The organism is Bradyrhizobium sp. USDA 4541 (assembly GCF_024171085.1).
Classification (GTDB): domain Bacteria; phylum Pseudomonadota; class Alphaproteobacteria; order Rhizobiales; family Xanthobacteraceae; genus Bradyrhizobium; species Bradyrhizobium australafricanum.
Window position 1 is genome coordinate 5425083 of the sequence record NZ_JALJZF010000001.1, and the last position, 23355, is coordinate 5448437.

A 23355-nucleotide genomic window follows, 5' to 3' on the forward strand; every position below is an offset into this window, starting at 1 on the left:
CTCCTTCCTCAGGTCCTTGTTCTAGGTCTTCGGGCTTCAAGTCTTCGGGTTTCAGGTCTTGGGCCTGACGTCGCCATCCGACACCAGCAGCACGGACGCCTTCGACTTGCCGAGCACGGCCGCTGCGATGCTGCCGAAATTCAGGCTGTCGCCCTGGATGCGGTCGACGCCGATCACGACGAGGTCGGCCCAGCTTGACGCGATTTCCTGCAGGATCGCGACCTCAGGTGCGGTGTTGGCACGTAGCCGCGTCGTTACGTTGATGTCGTAGCGCGCCGCGGTCGCCGCGATGTCCTTCAGGATGGCTTCCTCATGCGCCAGCGACATGCTGGGGCTGGTGCGGCGGGCGCCCTTGTCGCGCGTGGTCGAGACGTAGACCACCTGCAGCGGCTCGCTCGAAAGGCGCGCCAGCGCGATCGCGACCTCGGCGCCGCGCCGCGAGACGTTGCTGCCCGAGACCGGCACCAGGATCTTCCGCGCATTCGCCGTCGGCTCCTTCTCGTGCGCGCCCTTGGCGGCCGCGATCGCCAGCGGGCCGTCGAAGCCTGAGGTCAGGTCGTCGAGCCGCCGGTCGAAGCCGCCGTCGGGACCGGCGACCGCGTCCATGCCGACCACCAGCAGGTCGAAACCTTTTTTGGCTTCCTCGGCGATCGCCTCCGCCGCCGTCTCCTCGCGGGCGCGGCTGATGACGTCGACATTGCCGCCGCCGTCGGCACCTGCTTCGGCGCTCGCCTTGGCCGCGTTGATGACCGCCGCCTCGGGGCTCTCCTCATCGGCACGGTTCTTCTCCTGCAGCTTGGCGTTGGCGCCGACATGCAGCACCGTGTCCGCGCCCGCCGGCGAGCTGGCCGGCGAGATGCGCGGCGAATGTCGCATTGCCGCTCTCGTCGACCGCGAGCAGCAGCCGCTCGAGATTGGCGACGAAGCCGCGCTGCTCATATTCCTCGCGCTCCAGCCGCTCCTTCTCGTCCCGGCCGAGCGGCAGCCGCGCCAGCGCGCTGCGCAGCATCGGCGGCATCGCCATCGTGGTCAGGATCGCCATGGTCACGATCATCGAGAACATGGTCTGGCTCAGCACCCCCATCGACAGGCCGATGGTGGCGATGATCACCTCGGTCGAGCCGCGCGCATTCATGCCGCTCGCCAGCGCATAGGACTCCTGCCGGGTCAGCCCGCCGAGCGCACCGCCGACAAAGGCGCCGCCGAACTTGCCGATGCTCGCAATCAGCACCAGCGCCGCGGTCAGCCCCAGCACCGACGGATCCTTCAGCACCGTGAGGTCGGCGCTGAGGCCGGCAAGCCCGAAGAATACCGGCAAGAACAGGCTCGAGATCAGCCCGCGCAGCCGCTCGTCGGTCTGCCGGGTCAGGATCGGGGATTCCCCGACAAGCACGCCGGCGATGAAGGCGCCGAGCACGGTGTGCACGCCGATCAGATGCGTGATCATCGCCATCCCGCTCATCAACAGCAGGATCACGGTGATCACCGCCGCCGAAGAGACCAGATTGTCGTTGGCCCAGCGGATCAGCCGGAACACCAGCCGCCGGCCGATCGTGAAGCTGACCGCGAGGAAGGCGAGGGTGCCGAACTGCGCCTGCGCGACCGAGAGGATGTCGAGGCTGCCGCGCGAGGCAAGGCTGAAGATGACAGCGATGATGATCCAGCCGAGGGTGTCCCCCAGCGGATCACCATGGCATCTCCGATTTCCAATTCCGGCGCGGCTCGGCCGGCTTGCCGCATGCGGTCAACGCCCGGGTTCCGAAAGCGATCCCCTGGGTCAGATTTTGGAACAGAGGCGCCGGCGGTTCGTTTTGCTCAGGATGCGTTCATCCTGGTGATGCGAATGTCTCCATGAGCGAGCCTGACCGCCGGAGCGGCTGTGGCTCAGCTCGCGCGAACGGGAGGCTGCAATGGCAACCAGATCCAATCTTTCGAAGGCTGAACTCGCGCGTAGCGTTGCCGGCGCTACGTCGGCATTGGTGCTTAGTGCGCTCGTCCTGTTCGTCGCCGCGCATCACTTGAGTGGCGGGTAGGAAGGCGGCGCGTGCCGCGCTGATCCATCAAAGCAGGAAGGTCCCGATCAGGAGGCCGGCCGCAAATGCCCAAAGCCCGAGGGTGCAGGCCGATATGACGCGGACGAGATTGCGCAGATCCACGTCCTGCCAGCTGCTATGGGACCGATACGTCAATTGCAGGCACCCCCTGCGGTGGCCGCCTTTGCTTCGCTTTTGCTTCCTGGGCCGACAGCCTGTTCCCGATAGGTGCCGAAATGAAGGCAACCGGTGGTGGCGCCCGATCACGCATTTGCGAGCCGTCGCCTAACGCGCGATGAGATCGGGTGCCGTCGTCATCGTGTTCTAGCTCGTTGTTTGAGCATGGTTTTCTCGAAAAATCGCTGCGCACTTTCCCGGATCATGCTCGGGCGTGCGGTATTGTCTTGCTGTCTGTGGGGGCGCCCGCGGCCGGTCAGGCGGCCCGGCGCTTGCGGGTACGTGCCGCCTTTTTCGCCGAGCGCGACCGCTCCGCCGCGGGGCGGCTCGCGGCCGCCTTGCCGCCGAGCTTGCCGCCCTTGCGCGACGGGGAATGATCCTCGCGCGTGCCGCGGCCGGAACCGCTCTTCTTGCCGCCGTGGGTCTCCTTGTTGACGGTCGCCCATGCGCGCCGCTCGGCCTCGCGATCCGGAACGCCACGCGTCTCGTAGCCTTCCTCGATGTGCTCGGCCTGCCGTTTCTGCTTGTCGGTATAGCTCGACTTGTCGCCTCTGGGCATCGCGCTCTCCTGTCTATTTTGATCGAGACGTCCGCCGGACTTCGGCCGTGTCGTCGTTCGGCTCGACGACCTCGAATCTGGACCGGCTGAAGCGGCCCAATCCGCTGAGCTCGTAATAGCCGTCACGTTCGATATCCTTTGTCACCTCGTAGACGCGTCCGAGCGAGAGCGTGTCCCGCTGCAACGTGTTGTCGACGCAGCGAACGTGAAAAATTTTGCCGGTTTCGGCCATGCGCTCATCCTGAATTGTTGGTCTGGTTCGGCGTTACTTATCGCGCAACGTCACGATCGCAACCGGCAACCCTGCCGCGGGCCGATCACGAAATTTCGTTCGGTAACTTCCATTCGGGCGCCGGTTCGAACACTTCGCTGTCGCCGGGAATTCGCTTCATGTGATAGCCGGCCGGCAGCACCTGGCCCGGCGCTTCATCCGCCACCGGAACGTCGAAGATCAGTCCGCAGATCAGTGCATGTTCCCACGCTTGCTTCTCCGTCGGAAAAGCCTTGTCGATCTGTCTGTCGCGATCGAACAGCGCGTAGGGCATCTGGCATCCTCGCTGCATTGGCTTGGCGTAGGCGGCTCGCTTGTCGTTCGCCCGATATGTCGAAAACGTCCGTTGCCGACCGGTGTTCCTAAATTCGCCCGCCAGCCGCGAACGCCGAGCCGCTCCCTTGCATGATATCGCTGAGATATTTCGCCGGTGGCTTGCCGAGCGCCTTCTTGAACATGGTGATGAAGGCTGTGACGGATTCATAACCGAGCTCGGACGAGACCTGCTGAACGCTCGCGCCGGCGGAGAGTTCGCGCAACGCGACGATCAAATGCAGTTGCTGACGCCAGCGTCCGAATGTCAGGCCGGTTTCCCTCAGGATGAGACGCGCGAGACTGCTCTCGCTCAGCGCCAAGCGTTCGGCCCATTCGGCGATCGTGCGGCGATCGGCCGGATCGTCGGCGAGCGCTGCCGCGATCCGTCGCAAGCGTGGCTCGGGCGAGATCGGCAGATGCAGCTGCTGCAGCGGCATACGCGGCAATTCGCTCAGCAGCAATTGCGCAACGAGGGTTTCAGTGCCGTGGTCCTGCTGCATACGGTCGGAAAGCGCGATGATCAGCTCTCGCAGCAAGGGTGAGATCGACAATGCGCAGCAGCGGTCGGGCAGGTCGGCGGCACCGGGCTCGATGAAGACGAAGAAGATTCGTGCATTGGCGGTTGCGATATTGGTGTGGCGCGTGCCGCCGGGAAGCCAGACGCCGCAATGCGGCGGCACCATCCACAATCCGTTCGGAACGCGGCACATCACGCCGCCGCCGAGCGCGAAGACGAGCTGTCCCTTCCGGTGCGCATGCTCGGCCGCCTCGACCTTGTTTTCGGTGACGTCGAGGCGCACGGCGATGGCCGCCGCCGCGACGTCATCCGGATCAAGGTCCGGCCAGGGATAGCGAAGTTGAAAGCCCATAACGGAGCTGGAAACCCGTTGAGTGACCGAATTTAGCGATCGATAGAATAGATATGTAAATTCTTCCGACAGCCAAGTCGATAGCTTGGCGCATTCAGATGGGCAGGAGCATGCGATGACGATGATAGCACCGATGCGCACGCTGGGCGGGCAGGGGCTGTTGTTGACGGGGATCCTGCTGATCGCCTCGACGCTCCGCGCGCCCATTACCGGCGTCGCGCCGATGCTCGGCATGATCAGTGAGACCAGCGGGATCAGCGCGGCGGAGGCCGGAATCCTGACGACGCTGCCCTTGCTGGCGTTCGCCGCGATCTCACCGGTTGCAGCTGTGCTCGGGCGCGAATGGGGCATCGAGCGGTCGCTGTTCGGTGCGCTGCTTGTCATCGCGGCCGGGATCGCGCTGCGCTCGTCCGGTCCGGTCTGGGCGCTGTTCGCGGGCACCGCCTCCATAGGTGCCGGAATCGCCGTTGGAAATGTGCTGCTGCCGAGCCTGCTCAAGCGGGACTTTCCGACTCGCATCGCCAGCCTGACCGGCGCTTACGCGATCACGTCCGCATTGGCCCAGGCGCTCGCATCGGTCGTGGCAATCCCGCTCGCCCAAATCCCGGGATCGAACTGGCATCTCTCGCTTGCGAGCACGCTGATCTTTCCGTTGGTGGCGCTGATAGCCTGGGCACCCCAGCTGGGGGCGCACTCGGCCCCGACGGTCGAGCTGGCCTCGTCGCCGCATCGCGGGCGCATCTGGCACTCGCTGCTCGCCTGGCAGGTGACGGGCTTCCTCGGCCTGACCTCGCTGGTGTTCTACATCATCGTCGGATGGTTGCCCGCCATCCTCGTGCAGGCAAGCTACCCGGCGGCGACGGCGGGTACGCTGCACGGTCTGTTGCAATTGGCGACCGCGCTTCCCGGCCTGATCCTCGGGCCGATGGTCCGGCGCATGAAGGACCAGCGCGGGATTGCGATTGCCGTGTCGCTTGCAACCTGCGTCTCGCTGCTGGGATTGTGGCAGTGTCCGTCGCTCGCAATGCTGTGGGTCGCGCTGTTCGGCTTCGGGGCGGGTGCAGCCTTCATCCTCGGCTTGACATTCGTCAGCCTGCGAACCTCGCATAGCCACCAGGCGGCCGCGCTGGCCGGCATGGCGCAGTGCCTCGGCTACTCGCTCGCCGCTGCGGGTCCGCCGCTCGCCGGACTTGCCCATGATGCGACCGGAGGCTGGGAGGTTGCGCTCGCGTGCTGCGCCGTCGCGACGGTGTTGATGGCAGTCCTGGGCCGATCAGCCGGCCGCGCGGCGACAATCTGATTGTCGTTCGATGCGGAAATATCGCGAGCCAGATCCGGCTCGCAACAAGGCGTGGCGGCGGGCGGTCGGTTGTCTGCGCCGCAGGCGCGCGCTACAGAAGGCGGGAAGCCTCGCAAGCAAGAGCCAAGGGAAAAGTATCGTTGAGGACATCTGCCAGCACGCGCATCGCGATCGGATCGACGCTCTTTGCCTTGGCGTCGAGCGCATTCCTTTTTCTGGTTCCTCCGAGTCCGATCGACAGGAACCTGTTGCGTGGCGCCTTCCGTCTTTACAAGGGATATGCGTATCTCATCCCCGTCAAATACGTGGACGGCACGCTCGAGACTGCCCGATTGTACGAAGACGACCGGCTTCTCGGGCCCGCGAACACCGCCCAGCAAGAGATCATCGACAAGGGTGCCGGCCGCTTCGCATTTTACCGGGACACCTGGAATTACTTCGGCCCGGCCTTGATGTTCTCGACCAGCGACAACACAGACCCGAATACCAACGGCAGGAAGTATCACCTGAGATGACGAGCTGACCTGCGCTGTGTCCGGCTGTCGTCACGTCGTGCGTATCACGCCCAGTTCCTTCGACCGTTGGAGAAGAGCCGGCCGGTAAGGCGGGGAGGGATCGTCGTCGTCAGGGATGGCGCAATGGCCGAACTCCTGCTGGATGCGCTGGATCTCCATGACCCGATCGTTCAACCGCTGCAGATGCTCAAGCGATGTTGCCTTCCAGTAGCGGAAGGTGTCGAGCGTAATCGGCACGAAGGCGGTGCCGAACAGCGTTGGATCGGGCACGATGGTCCGCCCGAGCAGCAGGTAGCGGTCCTGACCGACGATGACGAGGGTGGCATACGGCCGCCCTTCACTTACCCTGAGGCCCTTCAACGAAAGTTCGCACAGCTTGCTGAAATAGGGTTCCTCGCGCCAGCGGTCGGGATCATCGAGGTCGACCTGCACATTCAGCGCGTCGAGCCCGAAATGCGGCACCATGCCCGTGGTCTCGGGAAACCAATCATCATCGAGGTGGCCTTGCAGCCAGGCACAGCTGAATGAGCGGCACTGCCGGGGACGCTCGTGGTAGATCTCGCATCCGCCGCCCGCCAGGATGTGGCTGCAGACCGTATTCACCGGCTTGCTGAGATCGGTCACCTCAAGCACCTTGCAGCAGAGGGTGCATGATCCACATTGCCTGACCGTCGGAGCCACGGGAAAGCCGAGGGCCCACGAGCCCTGCCGTTCGCGGAGGAGCAGCTTCTGCTTCTCCAGCGTGCTCAGTGCACGCTCGACCTTGAGACGCGACAATCTGGTCACGCCGATAATATCTTTCGTCGTCGTTGCGCCGCTCTCGACCGCCCGAACGACGACCAACGCCACTTGATCCATTGTTTTTCTTCTTGTCCGGCTCGTGGCCGGCTCTTCTTGTGCAGTGTTTTTGGCCGCCGGTATTCGGCGACGGTATATTCCAGTGCAATCCGGAACGTGCCGCGACCGACGGCTGCGAGATTCTGCCGAAGCGTATCGGTGAGGGCGGCATGTCGCATCCGATAAACGCGCATGGCATCCCTGAGGACAAATCGTCGTGATTGGCAGCGCGTGCGGCCGGCGCTTCGCGTGAGAGGACTGGCGAGGTCGGCGAGCTCGCGAGCCTCTGTCACCGCGGCAACCCGACGGGCAACTCAGTGAAAACCTGTCAAACCACTGACCGCGCAACACAGCCAGTGTCGTCCCTGCCTAGTGCGCAATTGCGCACGGGAGCAGGGACCCATAACCACAAATGCTGATTGTTGCGCGATGCTGATACGACGAGTCCCGTTCACAACAACCGCCGCGGAGTATGGGTCCCTGCTTTCGCACTAGCGTATATACATATCCTCCGCAGTCTTTCCGGAGTCTTCTCAAAGAGTTGGCCGAAAACCGCAGAGAGCTTACTCATCTGCACTAGGGTTGCGCCCGCCGATTTCGGCTCTCGCCTAGTAGCTAACCCCTTGATGATGAGTCGGTTTTCTAGCCTCGAAGAGATGTGTAAATGCCCTAGTGCTTTCGCAGGGACGACGCCAGGAAAGAGCCGTGAGCTCTCATTCTCCTTCTTTCCGGCGTCATGCGCGGGTGATGACACCGCGTGTTGGTCATCTTGAATTGCGACTCTTCCCCACTGTCGTGCCTGCTTGCGCCGGGAAGAAAGTGTGCTTGCGGAAACGGGCGCGGCACCCCACAAAATTCGCGATTGCTGGTTGCTTCATCTTCAGGCAATGACGGTCTGCAATGAACAAGAGCTTCGAGGAAACTGCCGCTCGTCTGGCGCCGGCGATCTTTGTCGTGCTGTGGAGCACCGGATTCATCGGCACCAAATACGTCATCAACAATGCGGAGCCGCTGACCTATCTGGCGATCCGGATGGCGTTCGTGGTGGTGGTGATGGCGGTCATCGCCGCGATCGCGCGGCCGAACTGGCCGGACCGGACTGGCATTCTCCACAGCGCGGTCGCCGGCATCCTGGTGCACGGCTTCTACCTCGGCGGCACCGCGATTGCGATCGCGCATTCGGTTCCGGCGGGGCTCTCGGCCTTGATCCCGGGCCTGCAGCCGATCCTGACTTCGACCATTGCCAACCGCTGGCTGGGCGAGCGCGTCACGCCGCTGCAATGGGGCGGGCTGGTGCTCGGCCTCGCCGGCGTCGTCTTGATCCTGCACAACCGGCCGATGACGGGCGAGGCGGGGTGGGGCTGGCTCGCCTCCGGCGTCTCGCTGATCAGCATCACCTTGGGCACGCTCTATCAACGGCGCTATTGCAACCGGATCGACTGGCGCGCCGGCAATCTGGTGCAGTACATCGCGGTGACGATCTTCTTCGGTATCGGCGCCTTCGTGTTCGAGACCAATGTGGTGCATTGGACCGGCGAGTTCGTGCTGGCGCTGGCCTGGCTCGTGTTCGCGCTGTCGATCGGTTCGATCGGGCTGTTGTACTGGCTGATCCGTCACCATGCCGCGACCTCGGTCGCGAGCCTGTTCTATCTGGTGCCGGCGGTGACCGCGCTGATGGCCTACGTCCTGTTCGACGAGCGGCTGGATCATGTCGCCATTGCCGGCATGGCCGCCTGCGCCGCGGCGGTGCTGCTGGTCAATCGCCGCGCTTAGTCTTTGCGACGGATCTTCGCGTAAGCTGCAAGCGCGCGTTCGCGCCCCTGCTTGTGATCAACGATCGGCGGCGGGTACGTCTTGCCGAGTTCGATGCCGGCGCTCGCCAGCTCGATCGGTGTCGCTGTCCAGGGCTGATGGATCAGCTCGTTGGAGAGCTGCGCGAGCTCCGGCACCCAGCGCCTGACATAGCCGCCGTCGGGGTCGAATTTCTCGCCCTGCAGGACCGGATTGAAGACGCGGAAATAGGGCGCGGCGTCAGCGCCGCAGCCCGCGACCCATTGCCAGTTGGCGGGATTGGAGCCGGCATCGGCATCGACCAGCGTATCCCAGAACCATTGTTCGCCTGTGCGCCAGTCGATCAAGAGGTGCTTGACCAGGAACGAGGCCGCCACCATTCGCACCCGGTTGTGCATCACGCCGCTGTGCCAGAGCTCGCGCATGCCGGCATCGACGATCGGATAGCCGGTGAGTCCGCGTTGCCACGCCTCCAGGGCGAGAGCGTTGCGCCTCCACCGAAAGGCATCGAACAGCTCCTGCAAGTTCCGATCCGCCATATCGGGGACGTCGAACAGCAGATGGCGGCAGAATTCGCGCCAGCCGAGCTCGCTGAGGAACTTGTCGATGTCGCCGGCAAGGCGCGAGTCTTCCGCGGCGGCGAAGCGGGCCGCGTGAAAGACCTGCCGCGGGCTGATCTCGCCGAAGCGCAGATGCGGCGACAGGCGCGAGGTGCCGTCGCGGTCGGGCCGATCGCGGTCGTCGGCGTAACCGCTGATCCCCTCATCGAGGAATCGCTTCAGCCGCGCCTGCGCCGCGGCTTCACCCGGTGTCCAGGTCTCGCGCAGGCCGCCGGCCCAATCCGGCCGTGTCGGTTCGAGACCCCAGTCATCGAGGGCGTCGCTCGCGATGCCGCCGATGGATGTGAGTCTCTTCGGCGCCGGCAACGGCCTTGGCGGATCGCCGAGGCCTTGGACGCGCCGCCAGAACGGCGTGAACACGCGCAAGGCCCGGTTGTCCTTGTTGCGGATCGCCTTCGGTTCGACGAGCAGATCGCCGCGGAAAATTTGAGAGTCGATGCTGTCACTTGCGAGCGCGGCTTCGACTTCTCTGGCAACGGCCTGATGCGGCCCATGTGCGATGTCGTTCCAGAATACGGCGCGTGCGCCGATTTCGCGCGCCAACGTGGCGATCACCGACGCGGCCGGTCCGGTGCGCAGCACCAGCGATCCGCCTGCCATGGTGAGGCTCTTGCCGAGTGCGCGCAACGACTGCGCCAGCCACCAGCGCGTCGCACCCCCAAGCCGACGTACGGCCGGCGGCATCAATGCACGGCTCTCTTCGTCACGCACATAGAGGCCGACGACCGGCGCGCCGCTTGCCGCCGCCTCATGCAACGCCGGGTGATCCGACAGCCGCAGATCGTCGCGAAACCAGACGATGATCGGCTGTGCGCGGGTCACCCGGACGCAGCGAGCCTGCCGTTACTTCGGCTGCGGCACGATGCGGATGTAAGGCTTCGGCGCCTTCCAGCCCTGCGGGTAGATCGTCTTGGCCTCGTCGTCGCTGACCGAGCCCGCGATGATCACGTCCTCGCCCTGCTTCCAGTCGGCAGGGGTGGCGACGCGATGCTTGGCGGTCATCTGCAGCGAGTCGATCGAGCGCAGGATCTCCTGGAAATTCCGGCCGGTGGTCATCGGATAGACCATCACCAGCTTGATCTTCTTGTCCGGTCCGATCACGAACACGTTGCGGACGGTCTGGTTGTCGGCGGCGGTGCGGGTGAGGGGATCGCCCGAGGTCGAGGCCGGCAGCATGTCGTAGAGCTTTGACACGTTGAAATCGGTGTCGCCGATCATCGGATAGTTCGGCGCCGCGCCTTGGGTTTCCTTGATGTCGTCGGACCATTTGGCGTGGCGGTCCACCGGGTCGACCGACAAGCCCATCAGCTTGACGCCGCGCTTGTCGAACTCGGGCTTCAGGCGGGCGAGCGCACCGAGCTCGGTGGTGCAGACCGGGGTGAAGTCCTTGGGATGGGAGAACAAAAGCGCCCAGCTGTTGCCGATCCAGTCATGGAACTTGATCTTTCCTTCGGTGGTCTCGGCTTCGAAGTCGGGGGCGACGGCGCCAATCTGAAGTGCCATGATTTTACCTCATCTCTTTGAAGTTGTGACTGAATTTGTATTTGAGGCTGTCTGTTCCAGTATAGGACGGGATAAGGCTTAAGTGAACGGGTTCTGAAAAAAGGTGAAACATTTCTCCTTGAGGACGGAATTCCAAGCAACTTGTTTTGATCCGGATCCCTGCGGCGAAACATCAGCTGCGGCACAAAGGCTTGGAAATGCCCAGATAATGCCGCTTATCGCAGTCATCACGCCGGCCCTGGCTGCTATAGGACTGAACCGTGACGACGTTTAAAGCGACCAAATAGCAACCATCTAAAAATCTCGGAACGCAAGTTCCGAATCATTAACCACTCGTTTACGCCCGCATGGAAAAGCTGGCCTGAGATAGGAATTGAAAGCTCCGACAATGTCTACCCCAAGTACCAAGACCGCTGAGCCTCTCAGCGGTGCGTTGCATCCGTCCTGCCGCAAGACTGCCGCCCATGCGCTCACCATTGTGCGCGACGGCGTGATCACCGGCGAAGGCCCGACCACCAAGGGCCGCATCCATTTCTCCCGGTCTCTCGATGCAGATGACGCTGCCTGGTGCGCGCGCATCCTGACGGCGGCCGCGGTCGAGCATCAGCCGATCAGCCGGGCCGAGATCGAGGCGCTGTTCGCGATCAACGAGGCCGCCGCCGAGCGCAGCGATGGCGGCCGGTTCGACGATCTGCTCGCCAAGGCGATCGCCCACCATGCCGCCTCCGAGTCCGGCCTGCCGGTGCCGCCGCGCACGGTGGCGCTGTCGCCCGACACCGAGATCGATCGCTGGGCGCCGAGGCAGGGCGCCAAGATGGACACCAAGGTCCTGGAGTGGATCGCGGGCCAGATGCGCGGTCAGCGCCGCACCGGCCGCGCGCTGGCGGCGATGGTGGCGACGCTGGTCGGCGCGACCGCGCTGCCGCTCGCGGCGCAGCTCCCCAACGTGTTCGACATCGGGATGATGTAAGCCATCATCCCGCGTAACTGGAATTCGACGAAAACGGCGGGGATTACTTCCCCGCCGTTTTCTGTTTGCCGCCGGTTTCCTCGAGTCCGAGCGTCCGCCCCGGAAACCCGGCGACGTCGAAATAGCGGGTCGAGAGCACTCGCTGGAATTTCAACACGGTGCGCAGGCCGTTGGCCGACGGCTTCTTCGACATGATGGTGCCCTCGACCATCTTCGGCACGATGCCGTTCGGCAGCGCCTCCGACATCACTCGGCCGATCAGCCCGCCATTGTTCGGCGCGCGCAGGCCGAGCAGCTGGGCGGCGGTCATGCCGACATCGGCGTTGCTGACCGGTAGCGGATCGACATAGCCCGCCTTGAAGTCGGGGCCGATCGCCGCAGTGAAGTTGAAGGTGTCGCCGCGGCTGAAGCTGCCATGCATGCCCTGGCCCTGGCGCAGCACGGTGTCGGCGATCTGCACCGAGCAGTTGGTCGGGATCTCGCAACCGCTCGACCAGGAGCGGAAATTGACCACGATCGACGGGTTCGGCGTCACCGCCTTGCCCTTCAGATTGAGGTTCGACATCGGGAGCGTGCCGGGGAAGGTGCCGAGCTTGTCGTCGACAAACAGGCCGCTGACATAGTCCTGCTCGAGCAGCGCCTTGATGACGCGGTCGGCGAGCTTCTTGTCGCGGTTCGGCAGATAGATCAGATCCGAGCCGCCATTGGTCGCGATCACGACGTCAGGCTTGGCCGGATCCTGGCCGAGCACGCCGTTGCCGGCCTTCGTGTGGGCGTTGTCGGCGACCTTGGCGTTCTTGTCGTTGGGGTCGAACAGCGGCAGGTCCAGCGCCTTGGCGAGGTCGATCGCCACAAAGCCCATCGGCAGGAAATCCTGCGGCGTGTCGCTGTAGGCGATCTTGGCCGAGGGGCTGGTCTTGCTCTCCTTCGAGATCGTCGAGAAGCCGTGGTCGGAGGAGACCATGATGTTGGTGTCGGCGGAAAGCCCGAGCTCGTCGAGCGCCTTGCGCAGCTGGGCGAGGTTGTTGTCGGCATTCCTGATGCCGGCCATCGAGGTCGGGCCGTTGATGCCGGGGGTGATGCTGTTGAGGCTGTCGCCGGTGTTGTGCTGGCTGCCGTCCGGATCGCGCGACCAGAACACCAGCACGAACGGCTTGTTGCGCGCCTTGAACATCGGCAGCACGACCTTGGTCGCGACGTCGGCCATGTAGGCCTGCTGCGTCACGTTGGCGACCGTCGTGCCGGGTGTCTTGGCGTCGCCCGCCTTGGCATTGTCGCCGCGGCTCGGCGTGGCGAGCGGCAGGCCCGCTTTGGTCAGCGCGTCCTTCATCTCGTCGGAGAGCGGCACGCCGGTCTTGCCGCCGGTGGAATCGTCGACCACGATCGTGTTCTTGCCGCGATCGGTGTGGTCGAACAGCAGGGTCGGGCCGACCTTGCCGATGGCGGCGGTGCTGAAACCCTGGCCGCGGGCCATCTTTAGCAGCGTCTCCTCGTTGAGGTAGTCGCCGTTGAAGTGATCGTCGACATCGGCGAGCACCGCGTCGTTCTCGATGAAGGGGACCACGGTGTCGCCCGCCGGCGCCGAGGTGTAGCCGGTATAGATCGTGTTGGAGAAGGTGCCGGTGTCGCCGAGATAATGGCCGGTCGACAGCGCCGAGCTGTTCGCCATCGTGAAGGTCGGGAACAGCGAGTGCGAATTCTTGAAGTTGACGCCCTTGTCGCGGATTTCCGCCATCGCAGGCGCCGTCTGCGGCGTCACGATGCCGCCACGCAGGCCGTCCGGGACGAACAGGATGAGGTTGCGGGGCTTGGCGTTCTGCGCCGAGGCGGCGCCCGCCGAAAGCGCGATTATGCTCGCGGACAGTAAGGTAATGGCACGACGCATATTGCTGTTCCCCCTGATGAAGCCCCGCGGCAGCCCGCCGCAGCCTTCGTTTAGTTTTGCCATATGACAGAAATGTTACAGCGCTTGCTCGGCGCTGTAACGGCCGGATTTTTCCCGCAGGACGCCGGTCAACACACCGTCATTCCGCAGGCTGAATCGCGGTTCTCTCATTGCGCGCAGCGCTGCCGGCATGCCCGTACCGGGCATAGAGCGCCGGCAGCACGGCGAGCGTCAGCAGGGTCGCGCTGATCAGGCCGCCGATCACGACGGTGGCGAGCGGCTTCTGCACCTCAGCACCGGTGCCGGTGGCGAACGCCATCGGCACGAAGCCGAGCGAGGCCACCAAGGCGGTCATCACCACGGGGCGGAAGCGGGTGAGGGCGCCTTGCTCGATGGCTTCCCGCATCGGCACGCCGCGCTCGCGCAACTGCCGGATGAAGCTCAGCTTCACGAGCCCGTTCAGCACCGCAACGCCCGACAGCGCGATGAAGCCGACCGCCGCTGAGATCGAGAACGGCATGCCGCGCAGCCAAAGTGCGGCGATGCCGCCGGTGAGCGCCAGCGGCACCGCGCTGAACACCAGCAGGGCATCGCGGGCCGAGCCCATCGCCGCCAGCAGCAACAGGAAGATCATCGCAAAACACGCCGGCACCACGACGGCCAGGCGCTGGCGCGCCGCGGCGAGGTTCTCGGATTGGCCGCCCCAGGTCATCCAATAGCCCGGCGGCAGCTGCACCGATTGCGTGACTCTTGCCTGGGCTTCCTCGACCACCGAGCCGAGATCGCGGCCGCGAACATTGGCTGTCACCACGATGCGGCGCTTGCCGTTCTCGCGGCTGATCTGGTTCGGCCCCTCGGTGAAGGAGAACTGGGCGACGCGGTTGAGCGGCAGGCTCTGCACCGGCGAGCTCGGCGTTGCCTTCGGCAATGCGACCGGCAAATTGCTCAGCGCCTCGAGATCGGAGCGCACGCTCTCCGGCAATCGCACCACGATGTCGAAGCTGCGATCGCCTTCGTACACAACACCGGCATCCTGACCGCCGACCGCGGCACCGATCACGTCCTGCACGGCCGAAACGCTGAGGCCGCGCCGGGCGATCGCCGCCTTGTCGACCTTGATCTCGAGCACGGGCAGGCCGCCGGCCTGTTCGACCTTGACGTCGGTCGCGCCGCGCACGCTGCGCAGCGCCGAGGCAATCTGGTTGGCAGCTTTCTGCATCGGCCCGAACTCGTCACCGAACACCTTGACCGCGATGTCGCCGCGAACGCCGGCGAGCAGCTCGTTGAAGCGCATCTGGATCGGCTGGGTGAACTCATAGACGTTGCCGGGCAGCCAGCCGACCGCCTTCGAGATGTCCTCGATCAGTTGTTCCTTGGTCAGCGATGGGTCCGGCCACTGCTCGCGCGGTTTCAGGATGATGAAGGTGTCGGACGCATTCGGCGGCATCGGATCGCTCGCCACCTCCGCGGTGCCGGTCTTGGAGAAGACGAACGACACCTGCGGAAAGCGGCTGACGGCCTTCTCGACCGACAGCTGCATCGCCTGCGACTGTGACAGCGCCGTGCTCGGAATCCTGAGCGCGTGCATGGCGATGTTCTTCTCGTCGAGCGAGGGGATGAACTCCTGGCCGAGGCGGAGGAACCCGAACAGGGCGGTCGCGAACAGCACGACCGCCACCGCGATGACCGGCACAGGCGTTGCAACCGCGCGCCGGAGCAGCGGGCTGTAGCAGCGCTTCAGGGCGGCAACGAGCCGGTTTTCCTGCTCCTGCACGCGGCCGGTGATGCCGATCGCGATCAGCGCCGGAACCAATGTCAGCGACAGCACGAAGGCGGCCGCGAGCGCAAGGATCACGGTCAGCGCCATCGGCTCGAACATCTTGCCTTCGACGCCGGTGAAGGTCAGCAGTGGCACATAGACCAAGAGGATGATGGCCTGGCCGTAGAGGCTCGGCTGCACCATTTCCACCGCGGAGGCCCGCACCGTCGCCAGCCGTTCATCGCGCGTCAGCACGCGGCCGAGCGCATGCTGCTTCTCGGCGAGGTGACGCAGGCTGTTTTCGGTGATGATCACGGCGCCGTCGACGATCAGGCCGAAATCCAGCGCGCCAAGGCTCATCAGATTGGCGCTGATCCGGCCTTGCCACATGCCGATCGCGGTCATCAGCATCGCGACCGGGATCACCATCGCCGTGATCAATGCCGCGCGGAAATTGCCGAGCAGCACGAACAGCACGGCGATCACGAGCAATGCGCCTTCGCTGAGGTTGCGCGCCACGGTGCCGATCGTTGCATCGACCAGCTGGGTGCGATCCAGCACCGTCTTGACCTCGATGCCGGCCGGCAAGGACGGCATGATTGTCCGCAGTTTGGCGTCGACCGCGGCCGACACGGTGCGGCTGTTGGCGCCGATCAGCATCAGCGCGGTGCCGACCACGACCTCGCGGCCGTTCTCGCTGGCGCTGCCGGTGCGCGTCTCGCCGCCGATCGAAAGCGTGGCGAGGTCGCGGATCCGTACCGGGACGCCGCCGCGGGTGGTGACGACGACGGCGCCGAGCTCGTCGATGTTTTCGAGCCGGCCGCCGGAGCGCACGACGAAGCCTTCGCCGTTGCGCTCGATATAGCGCGCACCGCGGCTGACATTGTTGGTCTCGATCGCCTTGGCAACGTCGGCGAAGGTGAGACCGAGCGCAATCAGCTTCGCCGCATCGGGATGGACCTGATACTGCTTGAGGTATCCGCCGATCGTATCGACGCCGGCGACACCAGGCACCATCTTGATCTGCGGCTTGATGATCCAGTCCTGCACCGTGCGCAGATACGCGTCCTTCTCGACCTCGCTCTGCAGCATCTGACCGTCCGCCGTCAGGAAGCGGCCGTCGCTTTGCAGGCCCGGCGCGCCGTCGGTCTGCACCTTTTGGCCAGAGTAATGGACGGTCCACATGTAGATTTCGCCAAGGCCGGTCGAGGTCGGGCCGATCCGCGGCTCAATGCCTTGCGGCAGGCGCGCGCGGACTTCGGTCAGGCGCTCGCCGACCTGCTGGCGGGCGAAATAGATGTCGGTGGCCTCGCTGAACACTGCCGTGATCTGCGAGAAGCCGTTACGGGAGAGCGAGCGCGTGCTCTCGAGGCCGGGCGCGCCGGCCAGGGCCGTCTCGATCGGGAAGGTGATCTGCTTCTCGATTTCGGCCGGCGACAGCGCCGGGGCCACGGTGTTGATCTGGACCTGCTTGTTGGTGATGTCGGGCACCGCGTCGATCGGCAGCTTCGTCAATGCAAGGCCGCCGAGGACCATCAGGATCGCCGTCAATGTGACGACCACCCAGCGCCGCCGGATCGCAAGACCAATGATGCGCTCAATCATGGTCGTGCTCCGCCTCGTCCTTCTCGAACTCCGCCTTCAGCGTGAAGGTGTTCTGCACCGCGATGGTCTCGCCGGCCGCGAGGCCGGCAACGATCTCGATATCGTCGTCGTCTTCGCGGCCGGTCCGCACCGATCTCGCCTCGAAGCCGTCGGCATCGCGCACGAACACGGTCGGCGTTCCCTTGATGGTTTGAAGCGCCTTCTTCGAGACGATCACGGTCGACGGCGCGCCTGACAGCGGGACCTCGGCGGTGACAAAGGTACCCGGCTTCCAGCGGTGGTCCTTGTTGGGCATGGTCGCGATCACGCGCGCCTTGCGGGTCTCGCGGTCGAGCAGGGGGCTGACGAAGATCACACCGGCATTGGCTTCATCTTCGGTGCCGATGGCGCGGATTTTCACCGAAACACCTTCGCGGACCGCGCCGATGTCTTCGGGTGAGACCGCGAGGTCGACCCAGATGTCGTCGAGATTGACGATGACATAGAGCTCGCTCTCCTGGCCCTCGCGCCCGATCAATCCGCCGAGATCGACGCGCCGCTCGGACACCCGGCCGCTGATCGGCGCGCGCAAGAACTGCGTCCGCAGGCTCTCCGGGGGCTGGTTCGGCAGGTCGGCGATCTCGCTTTCCGAGAGACCAAGCGCAAATAGCTTCTGCCGGGCGCCGTCGAGCTTGATCTGGGCATCGTTCGCGGTCAGCCGCGTGCGCAGGAACTCGTTTTCCGACACGATGCGGGTCTCGACCAGCGTCTTCTGCCGCACGTAGAGGGTCTGCTGCAGATCGTTGGTGAGCCGTGCGGCGAGGTATTCGCTCTTGGCGTCGGCCACCTCGCGGCTTTCGATCGCGGCGACGATCTCGCCCTTCTCGACGACGTCGCCGAGACGCTTGCGCAGTTCTGTGACCGTCGCAAGCACGCGCACCGAGACCCGGCCGATATGATCCGCATCGGGGATCAGCGATCCCGGCGCGAGGAAATGCCGCTTCAGCATGCCGCCGCTGGCTTGCGCGAACGTGATGCCGGCTTCGCGAACCTGGTCTTCGCTCAGCTCGATATGCCCGGGGGCCTCGTGCCGGGCCTCGGTCTTTGCGTCTGTCGTCGCAGTCTCCTGCGTCGCGGCCGGGAACCTGACCGGCCAGCCGATCCATCCGGCCGCCACAACGACCAGTGCAATGCCGGCGGCCACGCCGGCGAAAAATAGAACAACCCGTTTCATATGCGCCTCTCCGCAGCGCAGGCCGATGGCCCTGCGCTGTCGTGACATCGATCTGTGCGGAAGGGTGCGCGCTGCCGAATGGCAGCAGCGCACAGCCGGTCATGTCGACCGGATCAGGCGCGGGGTGGCTTGAAGGGCGAGCGGCGATCGGCCGAAGCCGGCAGCCCGATGTTGGTGTCGCCGTAGCTGTGCGGCGCATAGGCGATCGGGAACGCGGCCTCCTGCGGAGCCACGGAGGCGACGTGCGTCAGGCAATGGTCGCTGTGAGGCGAGGCGGGATGCGCCGGAGCCTTGCTGCCGGCGTCGTTGATCGACTGCGCGATCGAGAAGCCGGGAGCCGCGTCGGCATCGCCGTCGGAGGTCCAGCCGTGGAAGAACGACAGCACCAGCGCAAGCGAAATCAGTCCCGCAAGCAGGCTGCGCCAGCGGCGCGATCCCGTTGCGTGAGGAGAAGGCTGAATCATGGTGCACGAAGCGTCCATGGGTCCTACTTAGCGCCGTGCTAGCGCGCATTCAAGTTCGGGTCCGCGACAGATTGGCCGTGGATACTATAACGTTACGCGCGGTCTGCGGTTCGGCGCAGCAGCCATCGGCGCGCCGCGACGACCGCCCAGATCGCTTCGACGAGGCCGAACGGCCAGGCGCCCTGCAGGAAACCGTAGGCCGAGCCGAGCGCGCAGGAGACAGCGAAGGCCAGGATGAACCAGGGGCTGCGATCTTCGGCCGCATAGCAGACGAGCATCATGGTCACGGCGAATAATCCGAACAGCGTCAGCGCATCCATTCCGCAGCAGAACTCCTGTTGTAACGCTGTTGATATCTGATCATGCTTGGGATGGAATATCCATCCAGCGTCGCCGCCCTGAAAGGACTGCCCCATGAAGCGCATGCATGTTCACGTCGCGGTCAAGGATATCCCGCAATCGGTCGGCTTCTACTCGGCGCTGTTCGGGGCCGAGCCGACAGTCGTGAAATCAGACTATGCCAAATGGATGCTCGACGATCCCCGCGTCAACTTCGCGATCTCGAGCCGCGGCCGCGACCCGGGCCTCGACCATCTCGGCATTCAGGTCGAGAGCGCTGAAGAGCTCGGCGAGGTGTACGGACGGCTGCGCAAGGCCGGCGGCGAGGTCATCGAGCAGGGCCAGACGGTGTGCTGCTATGCCAAGTCCGAGAAGTCGTGGATCGACGATCCCGCGGGGATCGCCTGGGAGACGTTCCACACGACCGGTGAGAGCATCGTCTATGGCGACGGCACCGGCGAGCGGACCGCGCGTGTCGCGCACGAGAAGCAGGAAGACAAACAGAGCGCGTGTTGCGCCCCACAGCCCAAGGCCGCGCCGCCCGAGGCTTCGGCTTGCGGCAGCTCGTGAGTATGGAGCGGCCGAGTGGCCGGCTCTGCGCGAGTCCACGTTGGCCTTAACCGTCCGATAACTGATTTTCCTAACCACCCCTTGGGTTGTGTTCCCGTACAAGGGCATCCACAAGGGCAGGAAAATGTCGGTTGTCTCAACGAGCAGCGTGCCGGAATACCGGCGGCTGTCGATCAAGGGTGTGTTGCGCGCCAGCAGGATGGGCGCGATCCAGTGGCTCGTCTTGAGCGCCGCGCTGCTGGTGCTCGCCATCACGCTTGGCACCGGCTATCTCGCGCTGCAGTTTCGCGAGCGCGCGCTGGAGATGTCCGAGCGCGAGCTCAACAACACTGCGCTGCTGCTGTCGCGGCATTTCGATCAGCAGCTTACAGATCTCCAGCATGTCCACGACGACATCGTGAATTACCTGCGGGCCGAGCAGGTCGAGACCGCCGATCAGTTCGAAAAGAACATGTCACTCCTGAGCGCGCACGAGATGCTGCGCACGCGGCTGGCGGCGCTGCCGCATGTCGGCGGGCTCAATCTGTTCAACGCCAAGGGATGGCTGATCAACTCATCCGAGATGTGGCCGGTGCCCGACATCAGCGTTGCGGACCGGCGCTATTTCCAGGAGTTCACTTCGGGACGGCCAACGTCTCCTGTCATCGTCGAGCCCGCAATGAGCAAGGTGACCGGCAACTGGACCACGATCTTTGCGCGCAAGATCACCGGGCGCAACGGCGAGATCATCGGCTTCGCGAGCCGCGGCGTCGAGCCAAGCCATTTCGAGGATTTCGTCGCCTCGCTGGCGCTGAGCGGCGACACCGTGATTTCGATGATCCACCGCGACGGCACCATCATCGCACGCTATCCGCAGGATGCCGGCGTGATCGGTCGCAACATCATCAATCTGCCGGTGTTCCAGAAGGTCATCAGCTTTGGCGGCAACACCTCGGGACGGTTCGTTGGCGCTTCAGGCGAGGAGAACGTCGGTGCGGTCAGATCGCTGTCGCATTTTCCAATCCTGATCCTCGCTACCACGAAAACATCGAGCGCGCTGGAGGACTGGCGCATTCAGACCAAACTGCAATTTTGCGCAGCCGTGTTGGCGGTACTGATCATCAGCTTCGCGGTCTTCCTGATCGTCCGCCAGCTGCAGCGGCAGCACGATGCGGCAAGCCGCAGGCTGTCCGAGAAGAGCCAGCACCTCGACACCGCCATCAACACCATGACGCAGGGGCTGCTGCTGTTCGACGCCTCGGCGCGGCTTGTGATCTGCAACCAGCAATATATCGACATGTTCGGCCTCTCGCCTGATGTCGCGAGGCCGGGCTGCCATCTGCGCGACCTGATCCTGCATCGCCAGGCGATCGGCTCGTTTGTCGGCGACGTCGACGAGTACTGTGCCCGCTTCACCAATCCCAGGGGTGATGAGGTCCGGGATTCCGTGATCACGACGCCGGACGGTCGCAGCATCCGCCTGATCTACAAGCGTGCGCCCGACGGCGGCTGGGCCACCACGCTCGAAGACGTCACCGACGGGCGGCGTGCGCAAGCGCGGATCGAGTATCTCGCGCATTACGATGCGCTGACCAATCTGCCAAACCGGACGCTGTTCCAGCGCCACGCGGAGGGGCTGCTGCTCGAGGCCGCCACGCGCGAGTTCGCCATCCATTACATCGATATCGACGAGTTCAAGCGGATCAACGACACGCTGGGCCATCTGATCGGCGATGAGTTTCTGCGGCGCGTCGCCGAGAAGTTGCGCCAGTCGGTCGGGTCGAACGACTTCATCGCGCGGCTCGGCGGCGACGAGTTCGCGATCGTCCAGCACGACATCACCTCGGACGACGACGTCGGCGACCTGGTCGCACGCATCTATCAGTCGCTGCGCACGCCGTTCGACTGCCTCGGCCATCATTTGTCGAGCGACGCCAGCATCGGCATTGCGATCGCCCCGCGTCACGGCTCCGATCTGTTCCGCCTGCTCAAATGTGCCGACCTTGCGATGTACGCCGCCAAGGCGGCGGGCCGCAGGACCCATCGCTTCTTCGATCCGGCGATGGAGGCGCAGGCCAATCTGCGCCGCGCGCTGGAGGCCGATTTGCGTATCGCGCTGGCCGAGGGCGGCTTCGAGCTGCACTACCAGCCGCTGGTCGACCTGCGCAGCGACGAGGTGACCGGCTGCGAGGCGTTGCTGCGCTGGCGGCATCCCGTGCGCGGCATGATCTCGCCGGCGGAGTTCATACCGGTTGCCGAGGAGACCGGGCTGATCGAGGAGATCGGGCAGTGGGTGCTGCGCACCGCCTGCACCGAGGCGGCAGCCTGGCCGGCGCATGTGCGCGTCGCGGTCAACGTCTCGCCGATCCAGTTCAAGTCGGAGACGCTGGCGCTGAAGATTGCGAATGCACTTGCCGAGAGCGGGCTCGATCCGCGCCGGCTCGAGCTCGAGATCACCGAGGCGGTGCTGATCGCCGACGACGATGCGGCGCTGGTCACGCTCGGCCAGCTCCGCGCGCTCGGTGTCCACATCGCGCTCGACGATTTCGGCACCGGATACTCGTCGCTGCAATATCTGCAACGCTTCCCGTTCGACAAGATCAAGATCGACCGCAGCTTCGTCAAGGAAGTGACCCGCAACAGTGGCTCGGCCTCGATCATCCGCGCCGTGGTCTCGATCGCAGCCGACCGCAACATGATCACCACTGCCGAGGGCGTCGAGACCGATCAGCAGCGCGACACCGTGCAGATGCTCGGCTGCACGCAGATGCAGGGCTACCTGTTCAGCAGGCCGGTTCCTGCGCGGGACCTGCGGACGCTGCTCGCGGCCGATCGCGTCGCCGCCTGAGCGCCTGCCGATCCGGTCCGTCAGGAACAATCGTCGCCGTCTCCGATTGAGAGTGGAAGCTCTTGAGAGGCGAGGCGGTCCATGAAAAGCAAGCTCGTGTCCGACGCGCCCAGCGCGCAGGTTCACGTCGTCGTGCTCGATAGCGGCGAGGAAGCGTTCGGCGCGCTGACGAAGTTTGCCAATGATGCCAAGGTGACGGCGGCATCGCTCACCGCGATCGGCGCGTTCGAGCGGGCAACCGTCGGCTGGTTCGATTTCGCATCCAAGAGCTATCGGAAGATCGAGATCAACGAGCAATGCGAGGTGCTGTGCGCGATCGGCGATATCGCGACCGGCGACGACGGCAAGGCCAGCCTGCATATTCACATCGTGCTCGGACTGTCGGATGGATCGACGCGTGGCGGCCATCTGCTTGCCGGCATCGTTCGGCCGACACTGGAGGTTGTGGTCACCGAAGCCCCCGCCAGACTTCGCCGGCGGAAGCAGCCCGAGCTCGGCATTGCCCTGATCGATCCAGCCGCGACCGCCTGACGCTTTCCTCCGAAAAGTTCCTAAAAATCGACCTGCCTACGCCGAGGCGCGGAACCGAACCCGTGGAACCGCGTTCCCTTGCGGGGCTCGACCGGCAGGCGATCAATGAAAACCGCAGCAACGTCCGCGGCCATGCTGCTGTTTGCCTCGTGCATGGCAAACGCAGAGAGTGGCCTTGCGTCCTATTATCGTGGCATCGGCAGGAGTGGCGAGATGACCTGCGCGCATCGCAAGCGGCCATTCGGCAGCATGATCACCGTCTCGTATCTGGGAAAATCGATCCGGTGCCGCGTCAACGACCGGGGCCCGTTCGTTCGTGGACGGATCATCGATGTGTCGACCACGGCTGCCCGCGCGCTCGGCATCCTTCAGCTCGGCGTCGCCCATGTCGTGATCCAGTAG

Annotated in this window: 22 protein-coding genes; 8 read left to right on the plus strand and 14 right to left on the minus strand. The window is 64.7% G+C overall.

Annotated features, from left to right (window positions below; genetic code table 11):
* Positions 1 to 51: 51 nt before the first annotated feature.
* From J2R80_RS43500 to J2R80_RS25700, 6 genes are all read right to left on the minus strand, one after another.
* Positions 52 to 876, minus strand: coding sequence for a universal stress protein (locus tag J2R80_RS43500; RefSeq protein ID WP_309143772.1), 825 nt, complete (start codon positions 874 to 876; stop codon positions 52 to 54).
* Complete coding sequence (locus J2R80_RS43505; RefSeq protein ID WP_309143810.1) at positions 770 to 1711, minus strand: cation:proton antiporter; 942 nt, start codon at positions 1709 to 1711, stop codon at positions 770 to 772. Before J2R80_RS43505 ends, J2R80_RS43500 begins: the two co-directional genes overlap by 107 nt.
* Before the next feature lie 755 nt (positions 1712 to 2466).
* Positions 2467 to 2769: a hypothetical protein gene (locus J2R80_RS25685; RefSeq protein WP_050385697.1), complete on the minus strand. Its 303-nt coding sequence runs from the start codon at positions 2767 to 2769 to the stop codon at positions 2467 to 2469.
* Between the two features lie 13 nt (positions 2770 to 2782).
* Positions 2783 to 3001, minus strand: coding sequence for a hypothetical protein (locus tag J2R80_RS25690; RefSeq protein WP_057015855.1), 219 nt, complete (start codon positions 2999 to 3001; stop codon positions 2783 to 2785).
* 85 nt (positions 3002 to 3086) lie between these two features.
* Complete coding sequence (locus J2R80_RS25695) at positions 3087 to 3314, minus strand: hypothetical protein (protein ID WP_076831268.1); 228 nt, start codon at positions 3312 to 3314, stop codon at positions 3087 to 3089.
* An 88-nt stretch (positions 3315 to 3402) separates the two neighbouring features.
* On the minus strand, positions 3403 to 4224 hold the full coding sequence (locus J2R80_RS25700; RefSeq protein WP_253639661.1) for a helix-turn-helix transcriptional regulator: 822 nt from the start codon (positions 4222 to 4224) through the stop codon (positions 3403 to 3405).
* A 115-nt stretch (positions 4225 to 4339) separates the two neighbouring features.
* Here J2R80_RS25700 and J2R80_RS25705 point away from each other — a divergent pair, with 115 nt between their 5' ends.
* Both J2R80_RS25705 and J2R80_RS25710 read left to right on the plus strand, forming a co-directional pair.
* On the plus strand, positions 4340 to 5524 hold the full coding sequence (locus tag J2R80_RS25705; RefSeq protein ID WP_253639662.1) for an MFS transporter: 1185 nt from the start codon (positions 4340 to 4342) through the stop codon (positions 5522 to 5524).
* A 140-nt stretch (positions 5525 to 5664) separates the two neighbouring features.
* Entirely contained in the window at positions 5665 to 6039 is a 375-nt protein-coding gene (locus J2R80_RS25710) for a hypothetical protein (RefSeq protein ID WP_225161787.1), read from the plus strand.
* 30 nt (positions 6040 to 6069) lie between these two features.
* Here J2R80_RS25710 and J2R80_RS25715 read toward each other — a convergent pair whose 3' ends face one another.
* The gene (locus J2R80_RS25715; RefSeq protein ID WP_057015859.1) at positions 6070 to 6897 is read right to left on the minus strand and encodes a hypothetical protein; all 828 of its coding nucleotides are present in this window, start codon (positions 6895 to 6897) and stop codon (positions 6070 to 6072) included.
* 879 nt (positions 6898 to 7776) lie between these two features.
* Between J2R80_RS25715 and J2R80_RS25720 the strand changes: the two genes are divergently transcribed.
* On the plus strand, positions 7777 to 8649 hold the full coding sequence (locus J2R80_RS25720) for a DMT family transporter (RefSeq protein WP_092088959.1): 873 nt from the start codon (positions 7777 to 7779) through the stop codon (positions 8647 to 8649).
* Here the strand turns inward: J2R80_RS25720 and J2R80_RS25725 are convergent.
* Together J2R80_RS25725 and J2R80_RS25730 are read right to left on the minus strand one after the other, a co-directional pair.
* Positions 8646 to 10109: an FAD-binding domain-containing protein gene (locus J2R80_RS25725; protein WP_253639663.1), complete on the minus strand. Its 1464-nt coding sequence runs from the start codon at positions 10107 to 10109 to the stop codon at positions 8646 to 8648. The two genes, J2R80_RS25720 and J2R80_RS25725, sit on opposite strands and share 4 nt — an antisense overlap.
* 21 nt (positions 10110 to 10130) lie before the next feature.
* Positions 10131 to 10790 carry a peroxiredoxin gene (locus tag J2R80_RS25730; protein WP_028337644.1) on the minus strand — a complete coding sequence of 220 codons (660 nt, stop codon included), beginning with the start codon at positions 10788 to 10790 and terminating at the stop codon, positions 10131 to 10133.
* Between the two features lie 388 nt (positions 10791 to 11178).
* On the opposite strand from J2R80_RS25730, the gene J2R80_RS25735 reads away from it, so the two are divergent.
* Complete coding sequence (locus J2R80_RS25735) at positions 11179 to 11760, plus strand: hypothetical protein (protein WP_057017042.1); 582 nt, start codon at positions 11179 to 11181, stop codon at positions 11758 to 11760.
* Positions 11761 to 11803: 43 nt separating this feature from the next.
* Here J2R80_RS25735 and J2R80_RS25740 read toward each other — a convergent pair whose 3' ends face one another.
* The 5 genes from J2R80_RS25740 to J2R80_RS25760 all read right to left on the minus strand — a co-directional run bounded on the left by J2R80_RS25740 (position 11804) and on the right by J2R80_RS25760 (position 19006).
* Positions 11804 to 13645 (minus strand): alkaline phosphatase family protein, encoded by a 1842-nt coding sequence (locus tag J2R80_RS25740; RefSeq protein ID WP_253639664.1) that lies wholly within the window; start codon positions 13643 to 13645, stop codon positions 11804 to 11806.
* A gap of 139 nt (positions 13646 to 13784) precedes the next feature.
* The gene (locus J2R80_RS25745; protein WP_253639665.1) at positions 13785 to 17009 is read right to left on the minus strand and encodes an efflux RND transporter permease subunit; all 3225 of its coding nucleotides are present in this window, start codon (positions 17007 to 17009) and stop codon (positions 13785 to 13787) included.
* Complete coding sequence (locus tag J2R80_RS25750; RefSeq protein WP_253639666.1) at positions 17002 to 18222, minus strand: efflux RND transporter periplasmic adaptor subunit; 1221 nt, start codon at positions 18220 to 18222, stop codon at positions 17002 to 17004. The genes J2R80_RS25745 and J2R80_RS25750 overlap by 8 nt, the downstream gene beginning before the upstream one ends.
* A gap of 113 nt (positions 18223 to 18335) precedes the next feature.
* Positions 18336 to 18686 carry a hypothetical protein gene (locus J2R80_RS25755; protein WP_253639667.1) on the minus strand — a complete coding sequence of 117 codons (351 nt, stop codon included), beginning with the start codon at positions 18684 to 18686 and terminating at the stop codon, positions 18336 to 18338.
* A 92-nt stretch (positions 18687 to 18778) separates the two neighbouring features.
* Entirely contained in the window at positions 18779 to 19006 is a 228-nt protein-coding gene (locus tag J2R80_RS25760; protein ID WP_076831245.1) for a hypothetical protein, read from the minus strand.
* A 94-nt stretch (positions 19007 to 19100) separates the two neighbouring features.
* Between J2R80_RS25760 and J2R80_RS25765 the strand changes: the two genes are divergently transcribed.
* The 4 genes from J2R80_RS25765 (at position 19101) to J2R80_RS25780 (ending at position 23355) form a co-directional block, all read left to right on the plus strand.
* Positions 19101 to 19595 carry an ArsI/CadI family heavy metal resistance metalloenzyme gene (locus J2R80_RS25765; RefSeq protein ID WP_229191878.1) on the plus strand — a complete coding sequence of 165 codons (495 nt, stop codon included), beginning with the start codon at positions 19101 to 19103 and terminating at the stop codon, positions 19593 to 19595.
* 124 nt (positions 19596 to 19719) lie between these two features.
* Entirely contained in the window at positions 19720 to 22422 is a 2703-nt protein-coding gene (locus J2R80_RS25770; RefSeq protein ID WP_253639668.1) for an EAL domain-containing protein, read from the plus strand.
* An 81-nt stretch (positions 22423 to 22503) separates the two neighbouring features.
* Positions 22504 to 22953 carry a PPC domain-containing DNA-binding protein gene (locus tag J2R80_RS25775; RefSeq protein ID WP_253639669.1) on the plus strand — a complete coding sequence of 150 codons (450 nt, stop codon included), beginning with the start codon at positions 22504 to 22506 and terminating at the stop codon, positions 22951 to 22953.
* Between the two features lie 105 nt (positions 22954 to 23058).
* Complete coding sequence (locus J2R80_RS25780) at positions 23059 to 23355, plus strand: septal ring lytic transglycosylase RlpA family protein (protein ID WP_016840471.1); 297 nt, start codon at positions 23059 to 23061, stop codon at positions 23353 to 23355.